Source organism: Streptomyces sp. NBC_00045 (assembly GCF_045041095.1).
Taxonomy (GTDB): domain Bacteria; phylum Actinomycetota; class Actinomycetes; order Streptomycetales; family Streptomycetaceae; genus Streptomyces.
Map to the genome: position 1 here is coordinate 5,662,039 of NZ_CP108271.1, position 26,296 is coordinate 5,688,334.

A 26,296-nucleotide genomic window follows, 5' to 3' on the forward strand; every position below is an offset into this window, starting at 1 on the left:
GCTTCATTGCAGGGAAATGAAGAGTTAGAGTGATGCTCTAACCCATCGACTCAAAAGGTGGTGGATCGGCGTGCGGCTGACCCCTACGGAGCGCGACCGGCTGCTGCTGCGCAGCGCCGCGGAACTGGCCAGGGCCCGGCGGTCCCGCGGACTGAGGCTCAACGTCCCGGAGGCCACCGCGCTGATCGCGGACACGGTCTGCGAGGCCGCGCGCGACGGCAAGCGGCTGGCGGAGGCCATCGAGGAGGCCCGCAGCGTGTTGGGCCCCGGCGATGTGCTGCCCGGCGTCGCCGACGTGGTCACCGAGGTACACGTGGAGGCCGTCTTCGACGACGGCTCCCGCCTCGCGGTGGTCTCGGCGCCGATCCAGGGCGCGGTGCGGCTCGGCGACGACGCCCCCGGGGCGGTCGTACCCGGCCCCGGCGCCCCCCAGCCGGAGCCGGCGTTGCACGTGCACGTGCGCAACACGGCCTCCGTGCCGGTGAGCGTCACCTCCCACTTCCACTTCTTCGAGGCCAACCCCCGCCTCGACTTCGACCGGGCCGCGGCCTACGGCATGCGGCTGTGCGTGCCGGCGGGCTCGTCCGTGCGGTTCGACCCCGGCGGGGAAGCCGAGGTCGGTCTGGTCCCCATCGGCGGAGACCGGATCGCCGTCGGCTTCGCCGGACTCGTGGACGGCCCGCTCGACGCGCCCGGCGCCAAGTCGCTCGCCCTGGCGAGGGCGGCGGCCTGCGGCTACCAGGGCGCGCAAGCCGACCAGGAAGCGGACCAGGACGCGGAACACGAGGACGGAGAGCAGGCGTGAGCAAGCAGACCAGGCACAGCGACCACTGTGCGCCGGGCAGCCGGCACATCGACCCCCGCGAGTACGCCGCCGTCTTCGGCCCCCGCGCCGGGGACCGGGTCCGGCTCGCAGACTCCGGGCTCACCGTCCGGGTCGAGCACGACGCCCAGAAGCCCGGCGACGAGTTCCTGGCCGGCTTCGGCAAGACCGCCCGCGACGGACTGCACCTGAAGGCCGCAGCCGTCCGCGAGACCTGCGACGTCGTGATCAGCAACGTCCTCGTCATCGATGCCGTCCTCGGCATCCGCAAGGTCTCCATCGGCATCCGTGAGGGCCGCATCCACGCGATCGGCCGGGCCGGTAACCCGGACACCCTCGACGGGGTCGACGTCGTCGTCGGCACCGGAACGAGCATCGTCTCCGGCGAGGGCCTGATCGCCACCGCCGGTGCCGTCGACACCCATGTCCACCTGTTGTCCCCGCGCGTCATGGAAGCCTCGCTCGCCGCGGGCGTCACCACGATCATCGGCCAGGAGTTCGGCCCGGTCTGGGGCGTCGGGGTCAACTCCCCGTGGGCGCTGAAGCACGCCTTCAACGCGTTCGACGCCTGGCCCGTGAACATCGGCTTCCTCGCCCGCGGCTCCTCCTCGGACGCGGCGCCGCTGGTGGAGGCGCTGGCCGAGGGCGGCGCGTCCGGGTTCAAGGTCCACGAGGACATGGGAGCGCACACCCGCGCCCTGGACACCGCCCTGCGGGTGGCCGAGGAGTACGACGTACAGGTCGCCCTGCACAGCGACGGCCTGAACGAGTGCCTGTCCGTCGAGGACACCCTGCGCGTCCTGGACGGGCGGACCATCCACGCCTTCCACATCGAGGGCTGCGGCGGCGGACACGTCCCCAACGTCCTGAAGATGGCCGGCGTGCCGAACGTCATCGGCTCCTCGACCAATCCCACCCTCCCCTTCGGCCGGGACGCGGTCGCCGAGCACTACGGCATGATCGTCTCCGTCCACGACCTCAAGCCGGACCTGCCCGGCGACGCGGCCATGGCCCGCGACCGGATCCGCGCGGGCACGATGGGCGCCGAGGACGTCCTGCACGACCTGGGCGCGATCGGCATCACCTCCTCCGACGCCCAGGGCATGGGGCGGGCCGGCGAGACCATCCGCCGCACCTTCGCCATGGCCGCCAAGATGAAGGGCGAGCTCGGCCCCCTGGAGGGTGACGGCGAGGGCGACGACAACGCCCGCGTCCTGCGCTACATGGCCAAGCTGACGATCAACCCGGCCATCGCCCACGGCCTGGCCCACGAGATCGGCTCCATCGAGGTCGGCAAGCTCGCCGACATCGTGCTGTGGCGCCCCCAGTTCTTCGGCGCCAAGCCGCAGCTGGTCCTCAAGTCCGGCTTCCCCGCCTACGGGGTCACGGGCGACCCCAACGCGGCCACCGACACCTGCGAACCGTTGGTCCTCGGCCCGCAGTTCGGCTCCTACGGGGCCACCGCCGCCGACATCTCCGTCGCCTTCGTCTCGGCCGCCGCGGCGGCCCTGGGCGGCGACGAGATGCCGACCCGCCGCCGCCGGGTCGCCGTCCGCGGGACCCGCGGCATCGGCCCGGGCAACCTCCTCCTGAACTCCCGGGTGGGCGCGGTCGATGTGGACGCCCGCAGCGGCCTCGTCACCCTCGACGGTGATCCGCTGCGCTCCGAAGCGGCCGACTCGGTCTCCCTCAACCGCCTGTACTTCTTGTAACGCCCGTACATCTTGTTGGCGCACAGCTCCTAAGGACCCCTGCCATGACTGCAAAGCCCGCCGCCCACGGATTCCGGATGCCCGCCGAGTGGATGCCGCACGAGCGCACCTGGATGGCTTGGCCGAGCCCCAACCCGACCTTCACCAACGCGCAGGAGCTCGCCGAGGCCCGCGAGGCCTGGGGCGCCGTCGCCCGCGCGGTGCGCGCGTACGAGCCGGTGACCCTGGTCGTCTCGCCCGGTGACGCCGAGAGCGCCCGCGGACACGTCGGCGACGACGTAGAGCTGGTGGAGCGCGAGCTCGACGACGCCTGGATGCGCGACATCGGTCCGACCTTCGTCACCAACGAGGCCGGCGAGCTGGCCGCCGTGGACTGGACCTTCAACGGCTGGGGCGCCCAGGAGTGGGCCCGCTGGGAGCACGACTCCAAGGTCGCCCGGCACGTCTCGGACCTCGCCGGCACCCGTACGTACAGCACCCCGCTCGTCAACGAGGGCGGCGCCATCCACGTCGACGGCGAGGGCACCGTGCTCCTCACCGACACCGTGCAGCTGGGCGCCGGGCGCAACCCCGACTGGACGCGCCAGCAGGTCGAGGAGGAGGTCCACGCCCACCTCGGCACCACCAAGGCGATCTGGCTGCCCTACGGTCTGGCCGGCGACTACGGCACCTACGGCACGCAGGGCCACGTGGACATCGTGGCCGCCTTCGCCCGCCCCGGCGTGGTGATGGTCCACGCGCAGCCCGACCCCGCCCACCCGGACCACGAGCGCTGCAAGACCATCGCCGCCATCCTGCGCGCGTCCACCGACGCACAGGGCCGCCAGCTCCAGGTCGTGGAGATCCCGGCGCCAACGGTGCTGGAGGAGGACGGGGAGTGGGTGGACTACTCCTACATCAACCACTACCTGTGCAACGGCGGCGTCGTGCTGTGCTCCTTCGACGACCCGCGCGACGAGGAGGCCGCCGAGATCTTCCGCGGCCTGTTCCCCGAGCGGACCGTGACCCTCGTTGACGCACGTACGATTTTCGCCGGGGGTGGCGGTATCCACTGCATCACCCAGCAGCAGCCGAAGGTCTGACCCGAGGCGGATCGACGAAGGAGTGGCCCATGGCGGCGGGTGGAGTGCGCGCGGTGCGGAAGAACGCGCCGCCGCGCGAGGACGTACTCGTCGCCGCCATGGCCACGATCGCCGAGCGCGGCCTGGAGGGCCTGACCATGGCCGGCCTGGGCCGTCAGGTCGGCATGAGCAGCGGCCACCTCCTCTACTACTTCGGCAGCAAGGACGAGCTCCTGCTGCAGACGCTGGAGTGGAGCGAGGCGGCCCTGGGCGCGAAGCGCCGGGCCCTGCTGTCCCGCCGCGGACCGGCGCGCGAGCGGCTCCAGGCGTACGTGGACCTGTACGTGCCCGAGGGGGCCCGGGATCCGCACTGGACCCTGTGGCTGGAGGTCTGGAACCGCTCGCAGAACGCGGGCCCGCAGGAACGCGAACGCCAGGCCGCCATCGAGGGCGCCTGGCACCGCGACCTGGTGGCCCTGCTCGCCGAGGGCATCTCGCGCGGGGAGTTCCGGCCCGTGGACCCGGACCGCTTCGGCGCCCGGCTGCGGGCACTGCTCGACGGGTTCAGCATCCAGGTCGCCGTCGGTCTGCCCGGCATAGGGCGGGCGGACATCCTGGCCCACGTCTCGGAATTCCTCGATGAGGCTCTCGTATCGTGAGACGCACCGCTCTTGCGGTGAGACGGTGTGGCACACTGCGGACGTGCCTGCTCAGCTCATGATTATGGACAGCAGCGCGCCGGTCCGCAGTGACCGCTGAACCGTGGAAGAACTTCGCGGCAGCGGCCATCGTGCCCCAGACCCGCGCGCAGACCTCTCGCACCCGCGAGGGGTCTTTTCGTTTCCCGGCTCCATTCCTGCTGGGGGACCGCGCGCGATGATGGGGGCAGTGGATCCCGGGCATCCGGAACCACTCATCCGACAGGAGTCAGATCAGCATGACGACGACACCAGAGGCGACAGGGGCAGCAGCGGTCCTCGACGACAGCTTCCACGTCTTCGACACCACCCTGCGCGACGGCGCCCAGCGTGAGGGCATCAACCTCACCGTCGCCGACAAGCTGACGATTGCCCGGCACCTGGACGACTTCGGAGTGGGCTTCATCGAGGGCGGCTGGCCCGGCGCCAACCCCCGCGACACCGAGTTCTTCGCCCGGGCCGGCGCCGAGATCGACTTCAAGCACGCCCAGCTGGTCGCCTTCGGCGCGACCCGGCGGGCGGGCGGCTCGGCCGCCGAGGACCCGCAGGTGCGGGCCCTGCTGGAGTCGGGCGCGCCGGTGATCACCCTGGTCGCCAAGTCCCACGACCGGCACGTCGAACTCGCCCTGCGCACCACGCTGGACGAGAACCTGGAGATGGTCCGCGACACGGTCTCCCACCTGGTCGCCCAGGGCCGCCGCGTCTTCGTCGACTGCGAGCACTTCTTCGACGGGTACCGGGCCAACGCCGAGTACGCGAAGTCGGTCGTGCGCACCGCCCACGAGGCCGGCGCCGACGTGGTCATCCTCTGCGACACGAACGGTGGCATGCTGCCCGCCCAGGTCACCGCGGTGGTCGCGACTGTGCTCGCCGACACCGGCGCGCGCCTGGGCATCCACGCCCAGGACGACACCGGCTGCGCCGTCGCCAACACCCTGGCCGCCGTCGACGCGGGCGCCACGCACGTCCAGTGCACCGCGAACGGCTACGGCGAGCGCGTCGGCAACGCCAACCTCTTCCCGGTCGTCGCCGCGCTGGAGATCAAGTACGGGCGCCAGGTGCTGCCGGTCGGCGCGCTCGCCGAGATGACCCGCATCTCGCACGCCATCGCCGAGGTCGTGAACCTGACCCCGTCCACGCACCAGCCGTACGTCGGCGTCTCGGCCTTCGCGCACAAGGCGGGCCTGCACGCCTCGGCCATCAAGGTCGACCCGGACCTGTACCAGCACATCGACCCCGAGCGGGTCGGCAACACCATGCGGATGCTGGTCTCCGACATGGCCGGTCGCGCCTCCATCGAGCTCAAGGGCAGGGAGCTCGGAGTCGACCTCGGCGGGGACCGCGCGTTGATCTCCCGCGTCGTCGAGCGCGTCAAGGAGCGGGAGCTCCAGGGTTACACGTACGAGGCCGCCGACGCCTCCTTCGAGCTGCTCCTGCGCGCCGAGGTCGAGGGCCGCGCCCGCAAGTACTTCCGTACGGAGTCCTGGCGGGCCATCGTCGAGGACCGCCCGGACGGCACGCACGCCAACGAGGCCACGGTCAAGCTGTGGGCCAAGGGCGAGCGGATCGTGGCCACGGCGGAGGGCAACGGCCCGGTCAACGCCCTGGACCGGGCGCTGCGGGTCGCCCTCGAACGCTTCTACCCCCAGCTGGGGAAGTTCGAGCTGATCGACTACAAGGTCCGCATCCTGGAGGGCAAGCACGGCACGGAGTCCACGACCCGCGTCCTGATCTCCACGACGGACGGCACCCGCGAGTGGTCCACGGTGGGCGTCGCCCCGAACGTGATCGCCGCGTCCTGGCAGGCCGTGGAGGACGCCTTCACCTACGGCCTCCTCCACGCAGGCGTCGAACCCGCCGAATAGCCCGTCCGGGACGGGAGCCGCGGGGGCGGGGATTCGGCACGAGGGGGCTTATGTCCTGCTCACACGGGAAAGGGGCGGTTCCGGTAGCGTCGGAGACATGAGGACCAGGCTGATATCCGTACGTTTTGGATCGTTGCTGTCCGGTCTGCTGCTGGCGCTGTCGGCGACCGCCCTCGTGGCCGCCCCCCAGGCGTCGGCGGCCACCGGGCCCGCCGCCGTGGCTGAGGCCCTCAAGGAGGGCCCGGTCTACGTCGACCCGCGTGCCGAGGCGCAGCTGCCGAAGGCACAGGCGGACGCGCTCGCGAAGAAGATCAAGGATGCGGGGAAGCCGGTGTTCGTCGCCGTGCTGCCGGCCACTTCCGAGTTCCCCGCGGAGAACGTCCTGCGTACGGTCCGGGCCGAGACCGGCATCACCGGGCTCTACGCGATTCGGCTCGGCGACGGCTTCAACGCGGGCGCCGACCGGGCGGTCATGCCCGTCAACGCCGTCCGTAACCTGACCGACGCCGTCAAGGCCGGTGGGCCCGTGGACGCGGGCACCGAGCTCAACAACTTCGTCGACCAGGCCCTGACGCAGGTCAAGGGCAAGGCCCCCGCCTCCTGGGGCGACACCGGCAGCTCCGGCGGGGTCCCGGTCGGCGGGCTGATCACGCTCGGCGCGGTGGCGGCCATCGGCGGGGGCGGTGCGTACGCCCTGGTGCGCCGCAACCGCAAGAAGAAGGAGGAGGCGGAGCGCGAGGCCGTCGAGAAGCTGCGCGTGGTCGTCGACGAGGACATCACGGCGTTCGGCGAGGAGCTCGACCGGCTGGACTTCCACCCCGCAGAACCCGGCGCGGATGATGCCATGCGGGCGGACTACGAACAGGGCCTCGACTCGTACGAGAAGGCCAAGGACATCATGGCGTCCGTCCGGCACCCCGAGGAGGTCAGGGGAGTCACCCAGGCCCTGGAGGACGGCCGCTTCGCGCTGGCCAGCCTCGATGCCCGCCGTCAGGGCAGGCCGCTGCCCGAGCGCCGGTCGCCCTGTTTCTTCGACCCGCGGCACGGGCCGAGCACCGAGGACCGGGATTGGGCTCCGGCCGGCGGGGCGGCGCGTACCGTCCCCGTGTGCGCGGCGGACGCCGTCCGGCTGCGGGAGGGCAAGGACCCGATGGTCCGTACGGTCGACACGGACCACGGGCCGCGTCCCTATTACGACGCGGGCCCGGCGTACGGCCCCTGGGCGGGCGGATACTTCGGCGGCGGCATCCTGCCGGGTCTGCTGGTGGGCACGATGCTCGGTTCGATGATGTCCGGTCCCGCCTACGCCTCCGACATGGGCGGCTATGACGGAGGGGATTACTCCGGCGCCGACTTCGACTCCTCCGATTTCGGGGGAGGGGACTTCGGCGGCGGTGGTGGCTTCGACGGCGGCGGAGGGTTCGACGGCGGGGGCGGCTTCTAGCGGCCGCCCCCGGGGTCCCGGCGGCGTCAGGCGGTTCAGGCCTGCTTGATGGCCGAGATGTCGAAGGTCAGCTTCACCTTGTCGCTGACCATGACGCCGCCGGCCTCCAGTGCGGCGTTCCAGGTCAGGCCCCAGTCGGAGCGCAGGATCTCGGCGGAGCCCTCGAAGCCGACGCGCTCGTTGCCGTAGACGTCGGTGGCCGAGCCGTTGAACTCCAGGTCGATGGAGAGCGGGCGGGTGATGTCCTTGATCGTCAGCTCGCCGGTGATGCGGTACTTGTCGCCGCCGAGCTGGGCCGCCTCGGTGGACCGGAAGGTCATCAGCGGGAAGGCCTCGGCGTCGAAGAAGTCACCGCCGCGCAGGTGGCCGTCGCGGTCGGCGATGCCGGTGTCCACGGAGCCCACCTTGACCTCGATGGTGGCGGCGGAGCGGGACGGGTCGCTGCCATCGAGCTGCAGGCTGCCGGTGTAGTCGGTGAAGCTGCCGCGGACATTGGTCACCATCGCGTGGCGGACGGTGAAGCCGATGCTGCTGTGGGAGGCGTCGATGACGTAGTCGCCGGTGAGGGCGGCCAGGGCCGGGTCCACGTCGAGGGTGGCGACGGCGGCGGTGTCCTGGCTGCGGCGGTTGAAGAGGCCCATGATCTGCTCCTTGGGAGTGCCCTGCTCGAATGTTGGTTTAACGTTCAACGAGAACGACGTTAGACCCATTCCGTTCAAATTTCAACATCCTGGCGAGGTCGTGCGTAGTTTTGTGGACACTCCACAAAGGAGGGCGGCCTCGCCTGGTGGTGTCCGCGCATCACGTGGCGGTTCTGTTCGGGCCGGACAGCGGAACACACCCGAGACTGTGTGGAATCAACGGAGGTTTTTCTTCGACCGCTTCGTAAGGTCGATACATGACCGTTGTGGACCAGACTCCGAGCGAGCCGACGGACGCCCGCGGGCGCGTGGCCGAGCTGCATTCCCTGCGCGAGCAGGCGCGGCGTGGACCCAGTGACCGGGCGACCGAGGCGCAGCATGCCAAGGGCAAGCTGACGGCTCGTGAGCGGATTGCGCTGTTGCTCGACGAGGGGTCGTTCCGTGAGGTGGAGCAGTTGCGCCGTCACCGGGCGACGGGCTTTGGCCTGGAGGGCAAGAAGCCGTACACCGATGGTGTGATCACTGGGTGGGGGACGGTCGAGGGTCGGACGGTCTTCGTCTACGCGCATGATTTCCGGATCTTCGGCGGTGCGCTGGGTGAGGCTCATGCCACGAAGATCCACAAGATCATGGACATGGCGATTGCGGCCGGTGCTCCGTTGGTCTCTCTGAACGACGGTGCGGGCGCTCGTATCCAGGAGGGTGTGTCCGCGCTCGCCGGGTATGGGGGCATCTTCCAGCGCAACACCAAGGCGTCGGGTGTGATCCCGCAGATCTCGGTGATGTTGGGCCCGTGTGCGGGTGGTGCGGCGTACTCGCCGGCGTTGACGGACTTCGTGTTCATGGTCCGTGAGACCTCGCAGATGTTCATCACCGGGCCGGACGTCGTGCGTGCGGTGACCGGTGAGGAGATCTCTCAGAACGGGCTCGGTGGTGCGGACGTGCACGCGGAGACCTCTGGTGTCGCGCACTTCGCGTATGACGACGAGGAGACCTGCATCTCCGAGGTGCGTTACCTGATCTCGATGCTTCCTTCCAACAACCGGGAGAACCCTCCGGTCCATGAGACCTCCGACCCTGCCGATCGGCGCTCGGACGTCTTGTTGGATCTGGTTCCGGCGGACGGTAACCGCCCGTACGACATGCTCAAGGTGATCGAGGAGCTCGTCGACGAGGGTGACGTCCTGGAGGTCCACGAGCGGTGGGCCCGCAACATCATCTGTGCGCTGGCCCGGCTCGATGGTCAGGTCGTCGGCATCGTTGCGAACCAGCCCGGTCATCTGGCCGGTGTCCTGGACATCGAGGCCTCGGAGAAGGCTGCGCGTTTCGTGCAGATGTGCGACGCCTTCAACATTCCGATCATCACGTTGCTGGACGTCCCCGGGTTCTTGCCGGGTGTCGACCAGGAGCACGGCGGCATCATCCGCCACGGCGCGAAGCTGCTGTACGCGTACTGCAACGCGACCGTTCCGCGGATCAGCCTGATCCTGCGGAAGGCGTATGGCGGCGCGTACATCGTCATGGACTCGCAGTCCATCGGCGCGGACATCACGTACGCGTGGCCGACCAACGAGATCGCGGTGATGGGTGCCGAGGGCGCCGCCAACGTGATCTTCCGCAAGCAGATCGCCGAGGCCGAGGACCCCGAGGCGATGCGTGCGCGGATGGTCAAGGAGTACAAGGCCGAGCTGATGCACCCGTACTACGCGGCCGAGCGCGGCCTCGTCGACGACGTCATCGACCCGGCGGAAACCCGCGAAACCCTGATCAGCGCCCTGGCGATGCTGCGCAGCAAGCACGCCGACCTGCCGTCCCGCAAGCACGGCAACCCGCCGCAGTAAGAAGCGAAGGAGACCTGTCACCCATGGCGAAGACCGACACCCTGCTGCGCGTCGAGAAGGGCAACGCCGCCCCCGAGGAGCTGGCCGCGATCACCGCGATCCTGCTGGCCCGCGCCGCGGCCACCCCCGAGGGTCGCCCGACGCACCGCATCGGCTCCCAGGCCCGCTGGCGCCGTCTGGAGCGCACGCCCGGCTTCCGCACCGCGCACAGCTGGCGGGGCTGACACCACCTGCTTCACCGACGGCCGCTCGCCGGTCCGGACCTGGCCCCCTCGGGGCCCGGGTCACGGACCGGCGGGCGGCCGTCGGCCGTTTCGTCACCCCTCGGGCCGGCGGCCCCGGGCGCCGCAAGCGGCGCCGAACGGGGACCGGTAGGGGCGCTGGTACGCAGAGCCCGACCAGGAACCGAAACCAGAACGCCGGGACCCGTGACGGGTCCCGGCGTTCCGGACAGGGAGGAGCCTGACGGCGCCTACCGCAGTCGGGCCATGAGGGCGTGCTCGACGAGCGTGATGAGCGCGCTCTTGGCGTCCGCGCGGTGGCGGGCGTCGGTGGTGATGATCGGAGCGTCCGGGCCGATCTGCAGGGCCTCGCGGACTTCCTCCGGGGTGTAGGGCTGGTGTCCCTCGAAGCCATTGAGGGCGACGACGAACGGCAGCCCGCTGTTCTCGAAGTAGTCGACCGCGGGGAAGCAGTCCGCCAGACGCCGCGTGTCGACGAGGACGACGGCGCCGATGGCACCGCGGACGAGGTCGTCCCACATGAACCAGAAGCGGTCCTGACCCGGGGTACCGAAGAGGTACAGGATCAGGTCCTGGTCCAAGGTGATGCGGCCGAAGTCCATGGCGACCGTCGTGGTCGTCTTGTCCCCGGTGTGGGTCAGATCGTCGATGCCGGCGGACGCGGACGTCATGACGGCTTCGGTGCGCAGCGGGTTGATCTCGGAGACCGCGCCGACGAACGTGGTCTTGCCCACGCCGAAGCCGCCCGCCACCACGATCTTCGCGGAGGTGGTGGAGCGAGCCGCTCCGCCGTTAGAGCTTGCGAAGTCCACTGAGCACCCTTTCGAGCAGTGTCACATCTGGCTGGCCGCCGGCAGACTCGTCGCCGCCGGGCTGGTGAATGGCGACAAGGCCCGCCTCCGCCAGGTCGGCGACGAGGATTCGGGCGACACCAAGAGGAATGGAGAGAAGTGCCGAGATCTCCGCGACGGATTTGATCTCCTGGCACAGACGGCAGATGCGCTGGTGCTCGGGCAACTGCCCTTGCAGCCGCGCGGGATCGGCCGTGGTACTGACCAGCGCCTCGATGGCGAGCTGGTAGCGCGGCCGGGTACGGCCGCCGGTCATTGCGTACGGGCGCACCAGCGGGTTGTGGGCCTTGGGGGCCTGTCCGCCCCGGTGGGGCGGCCGCGAAGCCCTGTGGGGCGGCTGAGCCTGCTGGGGCGGCTGTCCGTACGGCTGCTGCTGGTAGGGATTGTGCTCCGGCATGGGCCGGCTGGGAGCGGAGGGGAAGTTGAAGCGGTTCTGGTCGTGCTGCCCACCCTGCGGCTGCTGAGCGCCGCCATAAGGATGACCTCCGGGTGTTGTCACGTTTCCTCCTCCGACTCCAAGAACGCAGTACTCCCTGTGGAACCGCGCCACCGCACCCTATGGTGCGATAACGCGAAACGCACTGCCTGTTTGCTAGTTGAGAAGACTTCCCTGTAGCTCCGAGCGCAGTTCCGGGGTGAGGACACTGCCGGCGCGGTCCACGAGGAGGGCCATCTCGTAGCCGACGAGGCCGATGTCGCACTCGGGGTGCGCGAGCACCGCGAGCGAGGATCCGTCCGAGACGGACATGAGGAAGAGGAATCCCCGGTCCATCTCGACCACGGTCTGGTTGACGGCGCCGCCCTCGAAGATGCGGGAGGCTCCGGCGGTCAGCGACGTCAGACCGGAGGCCACGGCCGCCAGCTGATCGGCGCGGTCGCGCGGGAATCCATCGGACATCGCCAGAAGAAGGCCGTCGGCGGAGACCACCACCGTGTGCGACACCCCAGGGGTGTTGTCCACGAAATTGGTGATCAACCAGTTCAGGTTCTGTGCCGCCTGGCTCATCGGGCTCACACTAACGCTCCTGGTCATAGCTGTTACTTGACTGCTCAGAACCCGCGCTGCGTCCCTGCTGGACACCGCGCCGCAGGTTGCTCAACCTGCCACGGACGTCCTCCGGTGCGCGGGAGACCTGGGGGCCGCCCTGCGGGGTCGTCTCCGCTGCGCCCTCGACCAGGTTGGCCTTGGGCACGCGCCGAGGGAGACCGGACGGGGTGACCCCGCCCGCCTTCGGCTCACGGAGCTTTGAGGCCTGCTGCCAGCGCTCGTCGTTGTTCGAGCGCCAGGCGTCGCCGCCTTCCTCGTCCCGCTCCGGGGCGGCGGGCTGCTGCTGTCGCTGCGGCCGCTGCTCGAAGAGGGATCCGGTGGACTCCGCTTCCTTCCGTGCCGGCTGCCACTGCTGCTGGCTGCCGCGGCGCGGCAGGCCCGCTCCGGTCACTTCGTGGCCGGTGTCGGCAGCGGCGCCCGGACGGTCGAAGCCTACGCGGTCCGCGACGGGTTCGGGAGCGACCGGGGGTTCCGATTCGGTCCCGTATCCCTGCTGGTAGCCGCCCGAGTAGGTGTTCTGCTCGGGCCATTCGGCTTGCTGCGACTGGGATGCGTAGCCGTCCTCGTACGCCGGGGCGCCCTGCTGACGATCCTGATAACTGGCTTCCGGATAACCGAAGTCCTGCTGCGGGTACGCGTCGTAGCCCTGCTGGGCGCCGTGGGCCTGCCGGGAGTCGTACGAGGTGTCGTAACCGCCCTCGGGCTGCTGCTCGTACTCCTGGTACTGCTGGTACCCGTGCTCAGGCTGGGGTTCCGCATACTCCTGCTCGGCGTACTCGCCCCGCTGCTGCTCCTGCCCGTAGCCCACCTGGGCTTCGAGGGCTGCCCGGCGGTCCTGGTGGGCCAGGGAGCGACCCACGGAGTCCAGGCCGTCGCCGCCCTGCTGGTCGGCGCCGCGGCCCTCGTACTGGGAGTCGTCGAAGCCGAGCTCGGCAGCCGTGCGCATCGGGACGGCCTGCTGGGTCTGCTGCTGCGGGATCATCGACGACACCGTGAAGTCGTCGTCCGGGATCCCCTCGCCACCACCACCATGGGTGATCGCGTCGGGGAGCATGACCAGCGACGTGGTGCCGGCGGCCTCACCCGAGGGGCGCAGCTGGACGCGGATGCTGTGGCGGTCCGCCAGCCGGCCGACCACGAAGAGACCCATGCGCTGGGAGATCGCGGCGTCCACGGTCGGCGGGTTGGCCAGCTTGTGGTTGATGTCCGCGAAGTCCTCGGCGGTGAGGCCGATGCCCTTGTCGTGGATCTCGACCATGACGCGGCCGTCGGGCAGACGCGTGGCGTTGACGCGGACCTTGGTCTGCGGAGAGGAGAACGTGGTGGCGTTCTCCAGGAGCTCGGCGAGCAGGTGCACGAGGTCGGTCACGGCCTGGCCGTGGATCTCGGCCTCGGAGACGCCCGAGAGCTCGATGCGCTCGTACTGCTCCACCTCGGAGGAGGCGGCGCGCAGGACGTCGACGAGGGGGACCGGCTGGTCCCAGCGGCGGCCCGGCTCCTCGCCCGCGAGGATGAGGAGGTTCTCGCCGTTGCGGCGCATACGGGTGGCCAGGTGGTCCAGGCGGAAGAGGTTCTCCAGCTGGTCCGGGTCGGCCTCGTTGTTCTCCAGGTCGGTGATGAGGGTCAGCTGGCCCTCGATCAGCGACTGGTTGCGTATGGAGAGGTTCGTGAAGATCGCGTTGACGTTCCCTCGCAGGAGCGCCTGCTCGGCGGCGAGCCGGACCGCTTCCCGGTGGACCTGGTCGAAGGCGCGGGCGACCTCGCCGATCTCGTCCTGGGAGTCGATCGGGATCGGCGCGACACGGGTGTCAACCTTGCCCGGGTCGGTGCGCGAGAGCTGGTCGACGAGCATCGGCAGGCGCTGCTCGGCGACGTCGAAGGCGGCGGTGCGCAGCCGGCGCATCGAGCGGCTCATCGAGCGGGCCATCATGCCGGCCAGGATGAAGGCGGCGAGCAGGGCCACGACCACGATGGCGCCGGTCCAGATGGCGTCGTTGCGGGCCGAGTCGGAGACCGCGACGGAGTCGGTGACCGCCTTGTCGAGGAGTTCCTTCTCGATCTCGGCGTAGCCGTCGAACTTGGCGGTGGCAGCGGCCTGCCAGGCCTGCGGCGTGGTGCCGCCGGCTGCGAGCTTGGCCTTGCTGTCGCCGCCGGCTATCGCGTCGGTCATGCCGGTGAGCGCCGAGTTGTTCACCATGGGCGGAGTCTTGAAGACGGTGCCGGCCTGCTCGGCCTGCTGCTTGGCCAGCGCGAGCTTGGCTGCACCCTCCTGCGACTTCTTGCCCATGACCTCCTTGAGGCGGTTCACGTCGTCCTCGGTACCCGCCGCGACGTACTCGCCGATGGCGATGTCTTCGAGGTAGGCGTACGAGGAGAAGGCGACGAGCTGGGCCTTGCGGACCTGCTCGTTCTCATTGGGGCGCACGAGGAGGTGGGTGCCGACCGAGCGCTGGAGCGAGTTGGCGGCCTTGGCCAGCTCGACCGCGTAGACCATGCGGCCGTAGCTGGTGACGTTGCCGGTGCCCAGGCCGAGCTCGTTGGAGAACGTCATGAGGTAGTGCTGGACCAGCACGTACCCCTCTTCGGTCGGGATCGGGCCGTTCGCGCTGGGCGGGTTCTTCTTCTCCGTCTCCGGCGCGACGTAGGCCGTCGCCCGGACGGCCGCGAGTTTGGGCTCCTCCTGGCGGAAGAGCTCAAGGCGGCGCTCAAGCCCCTGGTTCTCGGGGAGGTTCTTGGCGGCTGCGGCGAACTTGGCCTTGGCCGCATCGGTGGCCGCGTAGGCCTTCGCGACGGCCTCGTTGTTCTTGTCGCCCCGAAGGAGCGGTTCGGCCGTGAGGTCGCGCTCGTCGAGGAGGGCCTGGCCGTATTCGGCCGCCGCCTGGACGATGCGGGCCGTCTTCTCGGCGTCCTTGGCTTCGTTCCAGCTGTCGACGGAGCCCTTCACCTGGAACCCGCCCATGACCAGTCCGACGAGGACGGGTACGAGCAGGATGGCGTTCAGCTTGGTCGGCACGCGCCAGTTGCGGGGTGCGAACCTGCTGGTGCTGCCGTTCTTCGCCGGCGGGTCCACGGGTACGTCGACGGGCGACGTGCCCGCGCGCTGCGGCGGGGTGAAGTTGCCACGCGCGGGTTCATCCGCGGGGCTCGCGTTGCTTCGCCTCACTCGACCAACAACCTCTCGGCGGTGCTACTAGCTAGTTAGTTGAATTCCAGCACGGTTAACGGCCGTGTTCCAAACAGTTGGAACCAGCCATTCCCAGAACCTTATGTCCCGCATAAATCGGACATAAAGAGCGACCTACGGCAAAAAAGGAGCTGGTTGTGAGCGCAGCGGCACCGCCCGACCGCGCCCTGTGTCCGACTGGCTTCAATTCTCTGTCGAAACGTTATGAACCAAGAAGGCGGGCCGTGTCCTATGACACAGCCCGCCCTCTCGTGTTGTGAAGAACCAGTGGTACTTGAGTGGTGGCCCTTGAGCCGCGTCGCCCGGGTCGTGTTACTTGAGTCGGGCCATGAGGGCGTGCTCGACGAGCGTGATGAGCGCGCTCTTGGCGTCCGCGCGGTGGCGGGCGTCCGTGGTGATGATCGGAGCGTCCGGGCCGATCTGCAGGGCCTCGCGGACTTCCTCCGGGGTGTAAGGCTGGTGTCCCTCGAAGCCATTGAGGGCGACGACGAACGGCAGCCCGCTGTTCTCGAAGTAGTCGACCGCCGGGAAGCAGTCGGCGAGCCTGCGGGTGTCGACGAGCACGATCGCGCCGATGGCACCGCGGACGAGGTCGTCCCACATGAACCAGAAGCGGTCCTGACCCGGGGTACCGAAGAGGTACAGGATCAGGTCCTGGTCCAAGGTGATGCGGCCGAAGTCCATGGCGACCGTCGTGGTCGTCTTGTCCCCGGTGTGGGTCAGATCGTCGATGCCGGCGGACGCGGACGTCATGACGGCTTCGGTGCGCAGCGGATTGATCTCCGAGACGGCCCCGACGAACGTGGTCTTGCCCACGCCGAACCCGCCCGCCACCACGATTTTCGCGGAGGTGGTGGAGCGGGCGGTTCCGCCGTTAGAGCTTGCGAAGTCCACTGAGCACCCTTTCGAGCAGCGTTACATCCGGCGTGCCGCCGGCCTCTCCATTGCCCGGCTGGTGGATGGCCACCATTCCGGCCTCGGCCAGGTCGGCCACGAGGATCCGGGCGACACCGAGCGGCATCGACAGCAGTGCGGAGACCTCCGCGACCGACTTGACCTCGCGGCACAGCGTGCAGATGCGCTGGTGCTCGGGAAGCAGGCCGGACAGGTGCATCGGATCGGCCGTGGTGCTGACCAGCGCCTCGATGGCGAGCTGGTAGCGGGGCCGGGTCCGTCCGCCGGTCATCGCGTACGGGCGAACGAGCGGCTGGTCGCCTTCCGAGTACGAATCACCGTACGAATCGGAGTAGGCGGGGGGCGGGGTCATTGATCCTCCGGGCTGGACAGCAGTGGTCAGCGTGCCGTCTGACGGGGCGGCCGGTGGGGGGACGGTATGACGGCCTGACGGTGGTACTGGGTTCCGGGGCTGGCCCCCGGTCCCCCGGCCGGAAGTACCGTCCGGCCGGGAGATGTGGCGTCAGATGAGCAGGCTTCCCTGCAGCTCCGCGCGCAGGTCCGGGGTGAGGACACTGCCGGCGCGGTCCACGAGGAGGGCCATCTCGTAGCCGACGAGGCCGATGTCGCACTCGGGGTGCGCGAGAACGGCCAGTGAGGATCCGTCCGAGACGGACATGAGGAAGAGGAATCCCCGGTCCATCTCGACCACGGTCTGGTTGACGGCGCCGCCCTCGAAGATGCGGGAGGCTCCGGCGGTCAGCGACGTCAGACCGGAGGCCACGGCCGCCAGCTGATCGGCGCGGTCGCGCGGGAAACCTTCGGACATCGCCAGAAGGAGGCCGTCGGCGGAGACCACCACCGTGTGGGACACCCCGGGGGTGTTGTCCACGAAGTTGGTGATCAACCAGTTCAGGTTCTGTGCCGCCTGGCTCATCGAACTCAACTAACGCTCCTGCTGGTAAGTGGGGTCGATGTGGTAACTGCCGGTCGCCGGGCCGTTGTTGCCGGCCTGACGACCCTGCTGGATACCCCGTCGGAGGTTGGTCAGACGGCCACGGACGTCGTCCGGCGATCGCGAGACCTGCGGACCCGACTGTGCGTCGGACTGCTGCTGCGCGGTGCCGGCCACGAGGTTCGCCCGCGGTACCCGGCGGGGCAGCCCCGAGGTGGTGATGCCGCCGGCGGCGGGCTGGCGCACGCGCTCCGCCTGCCGCATCAGCTCGTCGTTCGGCGAGGACCGCCAGCTGACGGTCGGCGAACTGCCGGTCGTCGCCTGGGCGGGCTCGGCCGCGGGCTCCTGGCCGCGCTGCGGCAGCGGCTGCTGCTGGCGCTGCTGGGGAGCCGGAGCCGGGGCGGACTGCTGCGGCTGCTGGGGAACCGGCGCCTGACCGGAGGACTGCTGGCCCTCCTGGTGGAACCAGTTCGACTCCAGCGTGTCGAAGATCGGGCTGCGCTCGTTGCCGGGGCTCGGGGCCGGCGGCAGCGCCTCCGGCTGGGGAGCCTGCGGCAGCTGAGGAGCCTGCGGCTGCTGCGGGGCGAAGCCGCCGACACCGGGACCGCCGGGCCGCGGGGCCTGGAAGTCCGGACGGGCGAACTGGCCCGTGGTGGACGGGTCCGCCGGACCGTGCAGCTCCGGGCGCTCGAACTGCCCGGTGGTGGACATGTTCTGGCCGGCCGGGGGCATCGGGGCCCTCAGGTCGGGACGCTCGAACTGGCCGGTGGTGCTGTTGCCGGCCGGCGGGTACGGGGCGTTGAAGTCCGGACGGGGGAACTCGGCCGTCGAACCGGGGCCCGAGAGCTCGTCGTGGCCGCGCGGGACTTCCTGGCCGCCGTGGCGCGCCGGGTCGGCGCCCCAGCTGGTGCTCTGCGGGACCCCGGCGGGGCCGGTGCCCGCACCCGGAAGCTCCGGACGGGAGGCGCCACCGCGCGGCGGCAGCTGCGGGCGGTTGCCGCGCGGAGCCGGGGCGGCGGGCGCCTGGGCCGAGGGGACCGGGCCCGTGGGGGCGGTCGGCTGCTGGGGCCGCTCGAAGCCGTTGCCCAGCGGGAACCCGCCCTGGCCGTTGGCCGTGGGCGAGGGCATCGGACGCGACGGGGGACCGCCGGCCGGACCGCGGCCCGGCAGCGGAGCAGCGCCGCCGAAGGCACCCTGGCCCTGGCCGGTCGCGGCGCCCGGCATGCCGGACGTGCCCGGACCGCCCTGCGGACGTGCACCGGGGCCGCCCTGCTGACGCGCACCGGGTCCGCCCTGGAGGCCCTGCGGACCGCCGTCGCGTCCCGGCAGCGCGGCACGCTGGCCACCGCCGGCGACCTGGCCGCGCTGCGGGCCGGCGCCGACGGGCTGGCGTGCGCCGCCGCCCGGGACGGAACCCTGTGCGGAGGCACCCGGCACGCCCTGCTGACCGCCGGAGCCCGGACCACCGGGACCGCCCTGGCCCGGCATCGGACCCGGCTTCTTGCCGCCCTGGGCGACGTCCACCGGGAGCATGACGAGGGCCGTCGTGCCGCCCGAGTCGGACGGGCGCAGCTGGATGCGGATGCCGTGTCGCAGGGACAGGCGGCCGACCACGAACAGACCCATGCGGCGGGAGACGGAGACGTCCACGGTCGGCGGCGACGCGAGTCGCTCGTTGATCGCGGCGAGGTCCTCGGGGGAGAGGCCGATACCGGTGTCGTGGATCTCGACGAGCACGCGGCCGTCGGGCAGTGCGTGACCGGTGACCTTGACCTTGGTCTGCGGGGAGGAGAACGAGGTGGCGTTCTCCAGCAGCTCGGCGAGGAGGTGCACGAGGTCGTTGACGACACGGCCGGCGACGTCGGTGCCGGGCACCGACGAGAGTTCGATGCGCTCGTACTGCTCCACCTCGGACGCGGCGGCACGGAGCACGTCGACGAGCGGGACGGGGCGGGTCCACCGGCGGCCCGGCTCCTCGCCCGCGAGGACGAGGAGGTTTTCGCCGTTACGGCGCATGCGGGTCGCGAGGTGGTCGAGCTTGAAGAGCGAGGACAGCTGGTCCGGGTCGGCCTCGCGCGACTCCAGCTCGGAGATGAGCGAGAGCTGGCGCTGGATGAGGCCCTGCGAACGGCGCGAGAGGTTGGTGAACATCGCGTTGACGTTGCCCCGGAGGAGGGCCTGCTCGGCGGCGAGGCGGACGGCCTCGCGGTGCACGTCGTCGAAGGCCGCGGCCACCTGGCCGATCTCGTCGCGGGTGTGCAGGCCGACCGACTCCACGGACGTGTCCACGTCCTGCGGGTCGGACTCGGACAGCTGCTTGACGAGCTCGGGCAGTCGGTCCTGGGCGACCCGGGTCGCGGTGTCCTGCAGGCGGCGCAGGGAGCGGATCATGGACCGCGCCATGACGAAGGCACCGACGAGGGAGACGCCGAGGACGAGCAGGATCAGGGCACCGTTGATGATGGCGTCCTGCTGCGAGTCGTTCTTGAGCTCGCGGGCCTTCTGCTCCATGTCTTCGAGCAGGGTGAGCTCGATGACCTTCATGGCCTGGAGCTTGGTGTCGTCCGCGTCGTACCAGTCCATCCAGGACCGGTTCTTCTCCTTGGCGAACTGCCCCTGGGTGCTCAGGACGCGGCGGGCGTAGTGGTCGGCGGTGCCGATCTCCGTGTTGCCGTCGCCGAGCGCCGCGAGGAGTTCCTCGGGCTTGCCCTGGTAGACGAGTTCGAAGGTCTTCTTCGACTGGCTCTCGCCGCGGAGCGCGGAGAGGGCGTACAGACGGTCGTTCTCGGAGAGCGTGCCCGCCTTCTCGTTGCTCTCGGGGAGCGAGGCGGCGATGACGGCGCGCTGGATCGAGGCGTACTCCTTGGCGGAGGAGAAGGCCGCCAGGGCGCGCGTACGCTTGATCATCTCAGGGCTGGAGGTGGCCTGCGCCATGTCCTGGGAGAGCGAGAGCAGCGAGACGATCAGCGCGTTGTACTCGGTGACGGTCTGCTGGGCGCCGTTGACGTACGCCTTCTTGCGGATTTCCTCGATGCCGGTGAGCTGGCGGCCGATCTGCAGGATGTTGTTGCGGATCGACTTGAGGGTGTCGTCCTTGTCCTCCGTGCTGTCGACCTTGTCGGTCGCGGCTTCGAAGGCCTTGGCGGCGGCGTCGGTCTGGTCGCGGACGCCCTGGACGAGGCTGTTGGGCTTGCCGTCCTTGGTGACCGAGAGCGGACCCGCCGACTTGTCGCGCTCCTCCTGGAGCATGGCTGCCAGGTTGGTGGCCTGCCGGGTCATCGTCGTCAGCAGCTGCATGTGCTCCAGCTGCGCGATGTCGTTCAACGAGTCGTTGATGCGGAAGCCACCGAGCGTGGTGGCGGCGACGACCGGCAGGGTCAGCAGCGACACGAGTCGCGTGCTGATGCGCCAGTTCTGCATGGCGAGGCGTGAACCGGGCCCGCTGGGGGCCTTCGGTATCGCCGCTTCCTTGCCGTCGGCCGGCTCTTCGGTCTTCGCCTTGCCCCGGGGCTTGAGGCGTGCCTTCGCCTTCACCGTGGTGGAGGAGTCGGAGCCCGCGCCTTCGACAGCCGGCCCGCGGTTCTGGGCGTGCTGGGGCGAGGAGCCACGGTCGGTCCCGCCGCGCGGCTCCTGCTCCGCCGCAGCGCTGCCATCCCTCTTGAATCGTCCCTGCACTAGCGTCGCAACCTCTGGACCAGGCGTCCCGCCGGGCGACCGGTGGGACGGTGTCGAGTCGTGGGGCGTTTCGGCCCCATGGTGGTCGTCGGTGACCGGCGCGTCTCCCTCTCCTTGCCGCCGCGCGCGACGCTGTGTCGCGCCACCTGCGCGCCGGCTGTTCCCGCGGCGGTCCCGCGAATTCCAGCACAGTGGCGGATCTCCAACAAGGTGCGCGTGTCGGCCCGCAGGTTCGGTGACGGCTCGTAATGAGAGGGTCACGCCGTGTGGGGCGCCTTTCGGGGCGAACCGGACTTACGCCATCCAAACGCGGTGGCTGGCAAGGTGTCCCAGTCGAGATGATCAGGAGCGGAATGACAGATTCAGTGGCGTAATGCCCCTTTCGTCACCCAAAAATGACCATCCGTTATGCCCGTATTGCCAGGTCGCAGGTGAGCAAACTCACACACCCGTGGCCATTACTTCCCGGTTGAGCCGGGGAATCGGATGTTTAGCCTTGCCCTTTACAGGGTTGACGGATCCGACAACCCCCACCCCACAACCGAGCCGAGGGCCCGAGACACCGTGAAGACGACGATGATGTTCCGCAACATAGCCAACCCGCGCCGCACCACCCTCGCGCACCTCAAGGACGCCGAGGAGCTGCAGGCGGTCGAGGCTCCGGAGCACGCCGTCGAGCTGCCCACCCAGACCGCGAACCCCCGCCGCACGATCCTCATGGACGCGCCGGTCGCCGCCGCGCAGTAAGCCACTCGGGAAAAGGAGCGCGAAGCGCCGCTGCCCGCCGCGTTAGCCTGGGGACGCAGACTCCAGCCAGCGGAAATACAGAGGGGCAGACGCAACACGTGCGCATCGCCAGGTTCTCCATCGACGGCAATGTCGCGTTCGGCGCGGTCGAGGGCAACACTGCCCCCGGCGCCGAGGGTGAGCTCGTCCTCGACATCATCAAGGGCATTCCGTTCGCGGACTTCGAGCTGTCCGGCACGAAGGTCCCGCTGAGCAAGGTCCGGCTGCTGCCGCCCGTGCTCCCGAACAAGGTCGTGGCCATCGGCCGCAACTACGCGGAGCACGCGGCAGAGCTCGGCAACGAGGTCCCGGACGCGCCGATCACCTTCTTCAAGCCCTCCACCTCGGTGGTCGGCCCGGGCGACCCGATCTCGTACCCCTCCTTCTCCCAGGACCTGCAACACGAGGCGGAGCTCGCCGTGGTCATCGGCCGCATGTGCCGCGAGGTCCCCAAGGAGCGCGTCAAGGACGTGATCCTCGGCTACACCTGTGCCAACGACGTCACCGCGCGCGACGTCCAGCAGCGCGAGAAGCAGTGGGCCCGGGCCAAGGGCTTCGACAGCTCCTGCCCCCTCGGCCCCTGGATCGAGACCGACCTCGACCCGGGCGACCTGACCATCCAGTGCACCGTCAACGGCGAACAGCGCCAGCTCGGCCGCACCAGCGAGATGGTCCGCTCCATCGAGGACCTGATCGTCCACATCACCGAGGCCATGACGCTGCTCCCCGGCGACGTCATCCTCACGGGGACCCCGGCCGGAGTCGGCCCCCTCAACGTCGGCGACGAGGTCGCCGTCACCATCGAAGGCATCGGCACTCTCACCAACAAGGTGATCAAGCGTGGCTAACGAGAACGTCCGCGTACGTTTCTGTCCCTCCCCGACCGGCAACCCCCACGTGGGCCTGGTCCGGACCGCCCTCTTCAACTGGGCGTTCGCCCGCCACCACGGCGGTACGTTCGTCTTCCGCATCGAGGACACCGACGCGGCGCGCGACTCCGAGGAGTCGTACGACCAGCTGCTCGACTCGCTGCGCTGGCTCGGCTTCACCTGGGACGAGGGCCCCGAGATCGGCGGCCCGCACGCCCCGTACCGCCAGTCGCAGCGCATGGACATCTACGCGGACGTCGCACAGCGCCTGCGCGACGGCGGCTACGCGTACGACTGCTACTGCACCACCGAGGAGCTGGACGCGCGCCGCGCCGCCGCCCGCGCGGCCGGCAAGCCCTCCGGCTACGACGGCCACTGCCGCGACCTGACCGCCGTGCAGCTGGAGGCGTACCAGGGCGAGCACCGCCCCTCGATCGTCCGCTTCCGGATGCCCGACGAGCCGATCACCTTCACCGACCTGGTCCGCGGCGAGCTGACCTTCACCCCGGAGAACGTGCCGGACTTCGGCATCCTGCGGGCCAACGGCGCTCCGCTGTACACGCTGGTCAACCCGGTCGACGACGCGCTGATGCAGATCACGCACGTCCTGCGCGGCGAGGACCTGCTGTCCTCCACCCCGCGGCAGATCGCGCTCTACAAGGCGCTGATGGAGCTCGGCATCGCCACCGGCGTCCCCGAGTTCGGCCACCTGCCGTACGTCATGGGCGAGGGCAACAAGAAGCTCTCCAAGCGCGACCCGGAGAGCTCGCTCAACCTGTACCGCGAGCGCGGCTTCCTTCCCGAGGGCCTGCTGAACTACCTCTCGCTCCTCGGCTGGTCCTTCTCCAAGGACCAGGACATCTTCTCGATCGAGGAGATGGTGGCGAAGTTCGACATCCCGGACGTGAACGCGAACCCGGCGCGCTTCGACCTCAAGAAGGCCGAGGCGATCAACGCCGACCACATCCGCCTGCTGGACCCGAAGGCCTTCGCGGACGCCTGCGCGCCGTGGCTGGCGGCCCCGCACGCCAACTGGGAGCCGGCGGACTTCGACGCCGAGGCCTGGGCGGCCATCGCGCCGTACGCCCAGACCCGGGTCACCGTCCTGTCGGACATCACCGCCAACGTCGACTTCCTGTTCCGCAAGGAGCCGGTCGAGGACCAGGTGTCCTGGGACAAGGCGATGAAGGGCGAGCCCGCGGCCCTCCTGAACAGCGCCCGCGCCCACCTGGATACGGCCGACTGGAGCGACCCCGAGTCCCTCAAGCAGGCCGTCCTGACCGCCGGCGAGGCCCACGGCCTCAAGCTGGGCAAGGCCCAGGCCCCGGTCCGCGTGGCCGTCACCGGCCGCACGGTCGGCCTGCCGCTCTTCGAGTCCCTCCAGATCCTGGGCAAGGACCGCTCGCTGTCCCGCATCGACGCGGCCCTGGCCAAGCTCGCCGCGTAGGCGCCTCCCGCACTCCCATTAGGGGGCGGCAGCCGGAAATCCCCGGCGGCCGCCCCCTGATGCGCTGTCAGCGCGGATCGCTAAGGTCCACCCGTACGCGCAATCACGTAGGGAAGGCCTGCCGTGCCGATCACCGCCCCCGACTTCTCCTGGTTCTTCACACCGGGCAGCACCTTCTCGTACGAGGAGGGCCCCACCGGGACGCTCGCCGTCGTCGACGGGGGCGAGCTGTGGCTGCCCACCGGCCGAGTGGTGGCCTGCGACCCGTTCATCGGTCTGGGCGGGGGCTACACGGCGCCGTTCACCGCCGAGGCGGCGCCGGGCCGCTACCGGGTGCAGGTGGCCATGGCCACGCTGACCGAGCCCGGCGAGGAGCCGGCGGACAAGCCGCACCGCCGGGTCGCCGCCGCCCGGCTGCTCATCACCGACCGCCCCGTGGTGAGCTGGGAGCTCGCCGTGCGGGACGGCCAGGACCTTGCGGAACTCGACGACGACGGGTTCTTCGGGTACGGCGTCGACGCGGGCGCGGGCTCCTTCTACGACGCCGCCTGCGACGACTCCTTCCCCGACTGCGAGGGGGACGTAGGGCCGCTCTGGGACGCCTTCGAGGCCGCCGGGCACGTGGCGGGCGTCCACCTCGTCGACGGGGAGAACGGCCACAACCTCGCGGCCTTCTCCTCCGGTTTCGGTGACGGCCACTACCCGACCTGGATCGGCAGGGACGCCGCGGGCGCCGTCACCTGTTTCGTCACCGATTTCTTCGTCGTTCCCGACGGCCAGGCCCCCGCGATGTCGTAGCGTCAGGGGTATGCCGATCCGCGCCGTGCTGTGGGACATCGACGACACCCTGTTCGACTACACCGGGGCTGACAGCGCCGGCCTCGCGCGCCGGCTCGCCGAGGTGGGCCTCGCGGAGCGGTACGGGTCCCCCGAGGAGGCGCTCGCCCTGTGGCGGGAGGTCACCACCCGCCACTGGGACCGCTTCGCCGCCGGAGAGGTGAGCTTCCCCGAGCAGCGCCGGGACCGGGTGCGGGACTTCCTCGGGAAGCCCGGGATGAGCGCCGCCGAGGCGGACGGCTGGTTCGACCGGTACGTGGAGCACTACAAGGCCGCCTGGACGCTGTTCCCCGACGTCGTGCCCGTGCTGGACGCCCTGGCCGGCGGCTACCGGCACGGGGTGCTCTCCAACTCCTCCACCGTCAACCAGGACGCCAAGCTGCGCCACCTCGGGCTGCGGGAGCGGTTCGAGGTGCTGGTGTGCGCCGCGGAACTGGGCGTCAGCAAGCCCGAGGCGCAGGCCTTCCTCGCGGCCTGCGAGGCGCTCGGGCTGCCGCCGGGCGACGTGGCGTACGTGGGGGACCAGCCGGAGATCGACGCGCGCGGCGCACGCGACGCCGGGCTGACCGCGGTCTGGCTCGACCGGGACGGTGCCCGCGGGCCGGGCCCCTCGGGAGTGCACCGGATCGTCGGGCTCGCCCAGCTCCCGGAGGTGCTGGCCACCGATACCCGTTTTGGAGCACGGTCAGGCATCCGGTAATGTTCTTTCTGCGCCGCCGGAGCGGGCCGAAAGGCCGGACGGAGGCGCCACTCGAAAGAAAAGCCCCCCAAGGGGTTGACTTTCGGTGGGGTATAGTGTAATTGGCAACACGAGGGTTTCTGGTTCCCTTATTCTAGGTTCGAGTCCTGGTACCCCAGCGCAGTGCAGTAGTAACGCAGTGCTTTGCCCCCGTTGTGTAGCGGCCTAGCACGCCGCCCTCTCAAGGCGGTAGCGCCGGTTCGAATCCGGTCGGGGGTACAGATCCTTCCCGCAAGGTCTCCATTGGGTAGCTCCCGGACGTCTTGATGCAGGATCGCTAGGGCCCCCGTTGTGTAGCGGCCTAGCACGCCGCCCTCTCAAGGCGGTAGCGCCGGTTCGAATCCGGTCGGGGGTACTGGTCTGGTATAGACCACATTGGGCTATGGTGTAATTGGCAACACGAAGGTTTCTGGTTCCTTTGTTCTAGGTTCGAGTCCTGGTAGCCCAGCGCAGTACAAGGCAAGCCCCCGTTGTGTAGCGGCCTAGCACGCCGCCCTCTCAAGGCGGTAGCGCCGGTTCGAATCCGGTCGGGGGTACGCATCGAAGAGGCCCTCCGCGTTCATCGCGGAGGGCCTCTTCGCTGTTCCCGTACGTGCGCCGGCACCGCACAAGTGCGGGCCCGGGGGCGCGTGTTCGGACGTGTGCGGCGTCGTACGCGCCCCCGGGCCCGGGGGAGTGGGGGAA

At 70.0% G+C, this 26,296-nt stretch carries 22 protein-coding genes and 5 tRNA genes; 18 read left to right on the forward strand and 9 right to left on the reverse strand.

Going from position 1 to position 26,296, the window contains the following annotated elements:
- Positions 1-70 precede the first annotated feature (70 nt).
- The 6 genes from ureA to OHA65_RS26715 all read left to right on the forward strand — a co-directional run bounded on the left by ureA (position 71) and on the right by OHA65_RS26715 (position 7,603).
- On the forward strand, positions 71-805 hold the full coding sequence (gene ureA, locus OHA65_RS26690) for an urease subunit gamma (protein WP_327278734.1): 735 nt from the start codon (positions 71-73) through the stop codon (positions 803-805).
- A 47-nt stretch (positions 806-852) separates the two neighbouring features.
- Positions 853-2,535, forward strand: a complete 1,683-nt coding sequence (locus OHA65_RS26695) for an urease subunit alpha (protein WP_405759276.1) — start codon at positions 853-855, stop codon at positions 2,533-2,535.
- A gap of 44 nt (positions 2,536-2,579) precedes the next feature.
- Positions 2,580-3,617 carry an agmatine deiminase family protein gene (locus OHA65_RS26700; protein ID WP_327278736.1) on the forward strand — a complete coding sequence of 346 codons (1,038 nt, stop codon included), beginning with the start codon at positions 2,580-2,582 and terminating at the stop codon, positions 3,615-3,617.
- 29 nt (positions 3,618-3,646) lie between these two features.
- Positions 3,647-4,255, forward strand: coding sequence for a TetR/AcrR family transcriptional regulator (locus tag OHA65_RS26705; protein ID WP_327278737.1), 609 nt, complete (start codon positions 3,647-3,649; stop codon positions 4,253-4,255).
- A gap of 278 nt (positions 4,256-4,533) precedes the next feature.
- Complete coding sequence (cimA, locus tag OHA65_RS26710; protein WP_327278738.1) at positions 4,534-6,159, forward strand: citramalate synthase; 1,626 nt, start codon at positions 4,534-4,536, stop codon at positions 6,157-6,159.
- Positions 6,160-6,256: 97 nt separating this feature from the next.
- On the forward strand, positions 6,257-7,603 hold the full coding sequence (locus OHA65_RS26715) for a hypothetical protein (protein WP_327278739.1): 1,347 nt from the start codon (positions 6,257-6,259) through the stop codon (positions 7,601-7,603).
- Between the two features lie 35 nt (positions 7,604-7,638).
- Here OHA65_RS26715 and OHA65_RS26720 read toward each other — a convergent pair whose 3' ends face one another.
- Positions 7,639-8,244 (reverse strand): YceI family protein, encoded by a 606-nt coding sequence (locus OHA65_RS26720; RefSeq protein ID WP_327278740.1) that lies wholly within the window; start codon positions 8,242-8,244, stop codon positions 7,639-7,641.
- A gap of 257 nt (positions 8,245-8,501) precedes the next feature.
- Here OHA65_RS26720 and OHA65_RS26725 point away from each other — a divergent pair, with 257 nt between their 5' ends.
- Together OHA65_RS26725 and OHA65_RS26730 are read left to right on the forward strand one after the other, a co-directional pair.
- Complete coding sequence (locus OHA65_RS26725; RefSeq protein ID WP_329314623.1) at positions 8,502-10,085, forward strand: acyl-CoA carboxylase subunit beta; 1,584 nt, start codon at positions 8,502-8,504, stop codon at positions 10,083-10,085.
- Between the two features lie 23 nt (positions 10,086-10,108).
- A complete protein-coding gene (locus OHA65_RS26730; protein WP_327278742.1) occupies positions 10,109-10,309 on the forward strand; it encodes an acyl-CoA carboxylase subunit epsilon in 201 nt (66 codons plus the stop codon).
- Between the two features lie 248 nt (positions 10,310-10,557).
- On the opposite strand, the gene OHA65_RS26735 is transcribed toward OHA65_RS26730, so the two are convergent.
- The 8 genes from OHA65_RS26735 to OHA65_RS26770 form a co-directional block, all read right to left on the reverse strand.
- Positions 10,558-11,139: an ATP/GTP-binding protein gene (locus OHA65_RS26735; RefSeq protein WP_327278743.1), complete on the reverse strand. Its 582-nt coding sequence runs from the start codon at positions 11,137-11,139 to the stop codon at positions 10,558-10,560.
- Positions 11,120-11,677: a DUF742 domain-containing protein gene (locus tag OHA65_RS26740; RefSeq protein WP_327278744.1), complete on the reverse strand. Its 558-nt coding sequence runs from the start codon at positions 11,675-11,677 to the stop codon at positions 11,120-11,122. The genes OHA65_RS26735 and OHA65_RS26740 overlap by 20 nt, the downstream gene beginning before the upstream one ends.
- 93 nt (positions 11,678-11,770) lie before the next feature.
- Positions 11,771-12,184: a roadblock/LC7 domain-containing protein gene (locus OHA65_RS26745; RefSeq protein ID WP_008739857.1), complete on the reverse strand. Its 414-nt coding sequence runs from the start codon at positions 12,182-12,184 to the stop codon at positions 11,771-11,773.
- A gap of 10 nt (positions 12,185-12,194) precedes the next feature.
- Positions 12,195-15,389, reverse strand: a complete 3,195-nt coding sequence (locus OHA65_RS26750) for a nitrate- and nitrite sensing domain-containing protein (RefSeq protein WP_327278745.1) — start codon at positions 15,387-15,389, stop codon at positions 12,195-12,197.
- Positions 15,390-15,722: 333 nt separating this feature from the next.
- Positions 15,723-16,304 (reverse strand): ATP/GTP-binding protein, encoded by a 582-nt coding sequence (locus OHA65_RS26755; RefSeq protein WP_048475966.1) that lies wholly within the window; start codon positions 16,302-16,304, stop codon positions 15,723-15,725.
- Positions 16,285-16,677, reverse strand: coding sequence for a DUF742 domain-containing protein (locus OHA65_RS26760; protein ID WP_030859942.1), 393 nt, complete (start codon positions 16,675-16,677; stop codon positions 16,285-16,287). The genes OHA65_RS26755 and OHA65_RS26760 overlap by 20 nt, the downstream gene beginning before the upstream one ends.
- Positions 16,678-16,827: 150 nt before the next feature.
- Positions 16,828-17,241 (reverse strand): roadblock/LC7 domain-containing protein, encoded by a 414-nt coding sequence (locus OHA65_RS26765; RefSeq protein WP_008739864.1) that lies wholly within the window; start codon positions 17,239-17,241, stop codon positions 16,828-16,830.
- Positions 17,242-17,250: 9 nt separating this feature from the next.
- Entirely contained in the window at positions 17,251-20,934 is a 3,684-nt protein-coding gene (locus OHA65_RS26770) for a nitrate- and nitrite sensing domain-containing protein (RefSeq protein WP_327278746.1), read from the reverse strand.
- Between the two features lie 564 nt (positions 20,935-21,498).
- Here OHA65_RS26770 and OHA65_RS26775 point away from each other — a divergent pair.
- From OHA65_RS26775 to OHA65_RS26820, 10 genes are all read left to right on the forward strand, one after another.
- The gene (locus OHA65_RS26775) at positions 21,499-21,681 is read left to right on the forward strand and encodes a hypothetical protein (RefSeq protein ID WP_327278747.1); all 183 of its coding nucleotides are present in this window, start codon (positions 21,499-21,501) and stop codon (positions 21,679-21,681) included.
- 98 nt (positions 21,682-21,779) lie between these two features.
- Entirely contained in the window at positions 21,780-22,568 is a 789-nt protein-coding gene (locus OHA65_RS26780; protein ID WP_327278748.1) for a fumarylacetoacetate hydrolase family protein, read from the forward strand.
- A complete protein-coding gene (gene gltX, locus OHA65_RS26785) occupies positions 22,561-24,036 on the forward strand; it encodes a glutamate--tRNA ligase (protein ID WP_405762561.1) in 1,476 nt (491 codons plus the stop codon). The genes OHA65_RS26780 and gltX overlap by 8 nt, the downstream gene beginning before the upstream one ends.
- A gap of 123 nt (positions 24,037-24,159) precedes the next feature.
- Positions 24,160-24,834, forward strand: a complete 675-nt coding sequence (locus OHA65_RS26790) for a DUF4241 domain-containing protein (protein ID WP_328763814.1) — start codon at positions 24,160-24,162, stop codon at positions 24,832-24,834.
- A gap of 10 nt (positions 24,835-24,844) precedes the next feature.
- Positions 24,845-25,573, forward strand: a complete 729-nt coding sequence (locus OHA65_RS26795; RefSeq protein WP_327278751.1) for an HAD family hydrolase — start codon at positions 24,845-24,847, stop codon at positions 25,571-25,573.
- A gap of 86 nt (positions 25,574-25,659) precedes the next feature.
- Positions 25,660-25,731, forward strand: a tRNA-Gln gene (locus tag OHA65_RS26800).
- Between the two features lie 27 nt (positions 25,732-25,758).
- Positions 25,759-25,831: transfer RNA gene (locus OHA65_RS26805), tRNA-Glu, on the forward strand.
- A gap of 63 nt (positions 25,832-25,894) precedes the next feature.
- Positions 25,895-25,967, forward strand: a tRNA-Glu gene (locus tag OHA65_RS26810).
- Positions 25,968-25,988: 21 nt separating this feature from the next.
- A tRNA-Gln gene (locus OHA65_RS26815) sits at positions 25,989-26,060 on the forward strand.
- Between the two features lie 15 nt (positions 26,061-26,075).
- A tRNA-Glu gene (locus tag OHA65_RS26820) sits at positions 26,076-26,148 on the forward strand.
- The last annotated feature ends 148 nt before the right edge of the window (positions 26,149-26,296 follow it).

Bases quoted from the DNA above. Each gene is read 5' to 3' on its own strand.
- OHA65_RS26700 (WP_327278736.1), top strand. From the start codon at position 2,580: ATGACTGCAAAGCCCGCCGCCCACGGATTCCGGATGCCCGCCGAGTGG.
- OHA65_RS26705 (WP_327278737.1), top strand. From the start codon at position 3,647: ATGGCGGCGGGTGGAGTGCGCGCGGTGCGGAAGAACGCGCCGCCGCGC.
- cimA (WP_327278738.1), top strand. From the start codon at position 4,534: ATGACGACGACACCAGAGGCGACAGGGGCAGCAGCGGTCCTCGACGAC.
- OHA65_RS26715 (WP_327278739.1), top strand. From the start codon at position 6,257: ATGAGGACCAGGCTGATATCCGTACGTTTTGGATCGTTGCTGTCCGGT.
- OHA65_RS26720 (WP_327278740.1), bottom strand. From the start codon at position 8,244: ATGGGCCTCTTCAACCGCCGCAGCCAGGACACCGCCGCCGTCGCCACC.
- OHA65_RS26725 (WP_329314623.1), top strand. From the start codon at position 8,502: ATGACCGTTGTGGACCAGACTCCGAGCGAGCCGACGGACGCCCGCGGG.
- OHA65_RS26730 (WP_327278742.1), top strand. From the start codon at position 10,109: ATGGCGAAGACCGACACCCTGCTGCGCGTCGAGAAGGGCAACGCCGCC.
- OHA65_RS26745 (WP_008739857.1), bottom strand. From the start codon at position 12,184: ATGAGCCAGGCGGCACAGAACCTGAACTGGTTGATCACCAATTTCGTG.
- OHA65_RS26760 (WP_030859942.1), bottom strand. From the start codon at position 16,677: ATGACCCCGCCCCCCGCCTACTCCGATTCGTACGGTGATTCGTACTCG.
- OHA65_RS26765 (WP_008739864.1), bottom strand. From the start codon at position 17,241: ATGAGCCAGGCGGCACAGAACCTGAACTGGTTGATCACCAACTTCGTG.
- OHA65_RS26795 (WP_327278751.1), top strand. From the start codon at position 24,845: ATGCCGATCCGCGCCGTGCTGTGGGACATCGACGACACCCTGTTCGAC.